Source organism: Gallintestinimicrobium sp., assembly GCF_046968865.1.
GTDB lineage: Bacteria > Bacillota > Clostridia > Lachnospirales > Lachnospiraceae > Gallintestinimicrobium > Gallintestinimicrobium propionicum.
This window is the reverse complement of sequence record NZ_JBKVPW010000033.1, coordinates 1-5,032: the sequence shown is the minus strand read 5'-3', so window position 1 is coordinate 5,032 and position 5,032 is coordinate 1. Positions and strand designations below refer to the sequence as shown.

The following is a 5,032-nucleotide window of genomic DNA, read 5'->3' as shown; positions in this document are numbered from 1 at the left end:
AACGATACAGATTTCTCTGTATCGTCCATTTTTCTTTTTTGATTAAATCAATGTAAAATCAAGCCGAGGCAGACTCCTGTCAAAATGATTTTTGCAGTTCTTTTCAAATCAGGTATCTCCTTCCTGCTATCTTTATACCAGATGGTACATGTAAACCGTTTATTCACTCAACGACATCCGATACAGGAATGCGGCTATTTCCGCTCTTGTACAGGCAGCATCCGGATTGAATCGTCCTTTGCTATTCGCTTGTGCGATACCCTTCTCTTTGGCCCACGCCACTGCCTGTGCGTAGTATTCATCAGAAGAAACATCTTTAAAAGCTGTCTCTTGCTCTGCTGCCGGTTTTCCTTGCGCACGCCATAGCATTGTGATCGCCTCGGCTCTCGTTATCGCAGCATTTGGTCTGCTGCCATCCGAAATTCCCTGGTTTTTAGCCCATGCACGTGCTTTGCTGTACCACTTCTTTCCACCTGTCAGATCTACGTCTTCCCATCGTGCGAGAATCGTCCATAGCCGTGCCCGGGTAATTTTTGCTTCCGGTGCAAAAGCCGTACTGCTCTTTCCATTCATCAGCCCGCGTGCACTTACAAAATCAATGGAATCCTTCGCCCAATGTTTTTTTGTATCCTTAAAGTTTTTCGCCTTATCTACGAGCTTCACTGTAGTGTCTTCGTCCACGATCAGCTGAACTCCATCTTTTGCAGCCACTGATTTCTTCACAATTTTCTCAGTGCCATCGGCATTGACAAGCACTGCGACTGTACCTACGGTCATATTTTTTACCGGAATCTTCACTTTCGTTTTCCCTGCACCCTCCGGTAGATTGATGGTCACAGTGGATGCAGCTTTTATATTTTTACCTGCCTTTACTTCAACCGGAAGTTTAACTGCTTCACCTGATTTTTCAGCATTTGCGATCGCCTTTTCACTAAGCTGCACTTCTGCTGTGATCATTCCTTTTTTACCGTTCACTATGGCAACAGTCGTTCCATCCGAATCCTTGATGTCCGGCGTAGTTGTTGCAGATGCATTTCCGTTAGCTGCGCCGCCTCCCGCGGTGGCACCTCCTGCTGCTGCACCGCCTCCTGACGAGGATCCGCCCCCTGCTGAAGATCCGCCTCCTGCTGAAGATCCGCCTCCTGCCGTGGAACCGCCTCCTGACGATGATCCACCTCCTGACGTTGTTCCTCCGCTGACATCCGCTTTTTTCGTTACGGTTACGGTAACACGATTACTGTCGGCCGCAAGATATTTCTCATTATCACCGGAATAATGAGCAGTAAATGTATAAGTACCAGCTTGATCGAGCCGGATCGTCTGAGCCTCCCCTGTGCCGGATATCGGCAGCGAAGGATCTGCCGTGTAAGTTACTCCGCTTAAATCCACACCAAATCCTGAGGTTTCGCTGACACTTAACATGACCTGTTCTCCTTCGGTCACTGTATCCGGGCTTGTCGCCAGCAGAATGACCGGAGCTTTCTTAACATTCGGTGACGGTGCGATATATTCACTCCATCTTGCATACAACACCGTATTGCTGCTATATACTCTTGTCAAATCAACTTTCTCACCACCTGTCGTATACCATCCGTCAAACACATATCCTTCACGGGCCGGTGCCGGAAGATCACCGAGTTTTCCATTGATTCCGGTCGTTTTTGTTGTATTTTCTCTTCCGTCATTATAACAAAAAGTAACTGTATAACTCTTTGCAGGCTCCGGTGCCGGCAAGATATCCTGACCTTTGTTTGGAAGCGTTCCTTCGTAAGCAAGAACAGTTCCCTGCTCATCCCTCACTGCATATCCGACCGTGTCACCGGTTCGCAGATCTGCATTGGACGGGATGGTATATAAGAGGGAACAATTTTTCAAACCGGAATTAAAATCGCTTCCATGATATTCCAACGTTCCCTTCGGGCGGAAATTGCCCTTTTCCGTCCAAAGCGGAATCTTGAACGTTTCTGACGCTGCTACAGGCTGACCATCAGCAGTAGCAATGGTTCCGTCAGCATGGTTTACCCATACCTGTAATGTCACCTGACTGAGCTTTGTATCGGAAAGGTTCTGCACGATTGTACGCAGCTCAATCTTCTGCCCCTTCATCTCTGTCGGTTGGAAAGTAATTTTATCTGCCCCTGTCAAAAGGCGTGTCTTTTTGTCTGCGTCAAATTTTGTATAACCCCAACCGGTTGCATCACTAAAATCTGAAAGCTTCGTATATGCATCTGTGCGCTTTGTCACTTCCGGTTCTGCCACATACAGATCCGGACCCTCTGTGACCAGCTGGCGCATCCGCTTATTTCCCTGCAGCTTACATACCTCGCAGAAACCATTCCAGGTCTGGCGCATCATACATTCACGGCTGGAATTATAAATCTTATCCGTATCATAATCTGTATGAGGAACACTGTATGTCTTCCGGAAGCCAAGCAGCTGTCTCCATTTTACCTGTTCAGGATCACTGATCCCCGTTCTGTTTAGCGAAGTTTTTTCAGACGCTTCTCCCATAAAAGATCCGCTGTTGTACTCGTCTCCAAGCCATAACAGACCATGACCAAGCTCATGCGTAAGCGTTTCGACTGCACGCTGGCTGTATGCAGGGCTGACAATATAATGGAATCCGTAATCAAGATCGTTGAATGCCCCGCCAAAATCATTTGCAGAATTGACCAGAAGTACGAACTGGCTGATGTAGTCATGTACATATTTATACTTTTCAAAATCCCAATCTACATTCGGATCTGCCTGCTGCGGAATATGGGCATCATGCACTTTCTCGATAAACGCCGGTCCGATACACCGTTCAAAAATATGGTTCTTCCACTGACTTCCATTCACGGATATATTCTTTCCCCATACATCGAAAAATGTACTGTCATATCCATCAATGGCACTGTACGTTTTATCCGATGCCGTACATAATGCATATACATTGAAGCGATCCTTGTACGTCTTATATGGCTCATACTGCATCGCGCCTTCCCATAACCGTTTGGCAGCTGCAACAAATTTTTGCTGCTCGCCTTTTGTGTAACCTTCACCGCAGATGACGACAACCATATTCTCATTATCGCTGCGCGTCTTCTGGATGACCTGGATAGGTATCGTGGCAGATTCGTATTTCTTGCTCTTGGAATAATTCGGTCCAAGATATAACTGTATACTCTTGTCAAGCGAAACATCCCACTCCTGCCCCGGTGTTGGTCCATCTCCGGAAACTGTAAAGTTCTCCTCCGGTTTATTTACGGCTGCACCGCGGTAAGGGGAATCAGCTGTACCGTCTCCACCAGTCACCTGATAATATTGCGTATCAAGATAAAACGCCGGACGGACACCATAAAAGCCTAAATACGGAGCGTTTCTGTCTATTCTTCCATCCGTCTCCACATAGCGCATATCGTGGTTGCAATCCGTCACCGGAGTCCGCAGCCAGTAAGGCCACCTCACGCCACCCTTATAAGCAATATGATAACTGTCTCCAAGCTGGCTGTTATTTTGATAGACTTTGTTTATCTGCTTTACATCCATTAAGAATACTTTATCCGTAACGTTCTCATAATAGGCCTGATCAAATCCGTTAGCGGCTGCTTCTATATTTGTGTCATAAGGCAGATCTGCCCCCTGGCCTTCGATCATTCCCGCATTATATTCCGGATGGGATACGATCGAACGCTGGGTTACCGTTTTAATCGCTGCGATCTCGTCCTCCTTAAAGCCGTTTAAAAAGCCTGCTGCCTGGTCATATGGATTCTCTCCTACAAAGCCACTCTTTGGAGGGTTTCCGCAAAGCCATTCTACCTTCCCGGCTTCCGCCTTGGAATTCAGCCAGGAACGCATATTGCTGTCACGCCATTGATTTGAGCCATATGTCCCACGCTTTAGGTTACGGCTGTGCGAACGCGTAGCGCTGTTTTCACTTGTTTTGGCATCATAAGCCATCGTTGCCAGCACCTGATCGGAGAGCATGAGCGGTCCCATCTCATCAACATCGACGCAGCGCCATAAGATTGGCTGCCCGTTATAGTTTCCCAGCCTGATATAGTCTCCGATGCTAATATTGCTTGTGCCAACACTGCTCGTCTCCTCTGCAGCTGCCTGTGTACTTGAAAATGGCAGCACCGACAATACCATACAAATACATAAAACAAGTGCTGTAAGCTGTTTTTTCATAAGTAGTATCCTCCCTTTCATCTGTTATGTATTCCCGTAAATAAATTTCCGCCGACTCTATAAAGCATTCTCTACCTTATCCCATGTGTGGGTCAGTTCAAATTGTGCCTGTGTCAAGTAAAAATAAGTCTATTTCACGGCAGCCTTCGCACCCTGATCCTGCACCGGATCATCCCAGGTCACATCAATATAGCGGTAGCTGCTTCCGTCTTTCACATAATTCCACGCATGTGATCCGCCACCGGCTTCACCCGGAACGGCGATCGAACAGATGCCGGCTTTTGCGGCAAGCAGGTTAAAAACACCTGCATAGCCCTGACATACCGCCTTTTTCTCAATCAGACAACCATATGCGGTATAGGCATCATCATATCCGTATCTGCGCGCGTTCTCATCGTAGACACAGTTTTTCACGAGATAATTGTGGATCGCACGCAGCTTCTGTTTGCGCGTCATTCCGTCCCTGATAATCCGGGGAATAATCGCGTTCGCCTTTGCATTCGCCTGTTTTATTTTACCCGTGATCTGCGCCGCACTCAGGTCATTACCTGCCCGGTAATCAAATGTTCCATCGGTACTCTTCCAGATGACCAGACTATAATTGTACTCCGGATGATGCTGCAATGCGAGTACAAATGTCTCGTAATACACCGCTCCGTCCGCACAATAGCTAGTGCTGTAATCACGCTTTTTCATCGCCTTAAGCACATGCTTATAGGCATCTTTTTCGGACTTGACGACTGTGATCTTTTTCGTAAACCGAAAAGATATGTCAAAGTTCCCCTTTTTATTATACAGGAAGTCTCCTATAATGTCAAGCCCTAAATCACTGATTTTTCAGGCTTTTCTTTAAATATTT

The 5,032-nt window shown here is 46.9% G+C and carries 2 protein-coding genes; both read right to left on the bottom strand.

Going from position 1 to position 5,032, the window contains the following annotated elements; genetic code table 11:
- Window positions 1-159: 159 nt before the first annotated feature.
- Window positions 160-4,173 carry an S-layer homology domain-containing protein gene (locus tag ACLTOQ_RS16130; protein ID WP_022045619.1) on the bottom strand — a complete coding sequence of 1,338 codons (4,014 nt, stop codon included), beginning with the start codon at window positions 4,171-4,173 and terminating at the stop codon, window positions 160-162.
- Between the two features lie 129 nt (window positions 4,174-4,302).
- A complete protein-coding gene (locus ACLTOQ_RS16125) occupies window positions 4,303-4,869 on the bottom strand; it encodes a transglutaminase domain-containing protein (protein WP_022045618.1) in 567 nt (188 codons plus the stop codon).
- Window positions 4,870-5,032: the final 163 nt, after the last annotated feature.

Coding starts and splice junctions, on each gene's coding strand:
- ACLTOQ_RS16130 (WP_022045619.1), bottom strand. CDS start 4,173: ATGAAAAAACAGCTTACAGCACTTGTTTTATGTATTTGTATGGTATTG.
- ACLTOQ_RS16125 (WP_022045618.1), bottom strand. CDS start 4,869: ATGAAAAAGCGTGATTACAGCACTAGCTATTGTGCGGACGGAGCGGTG.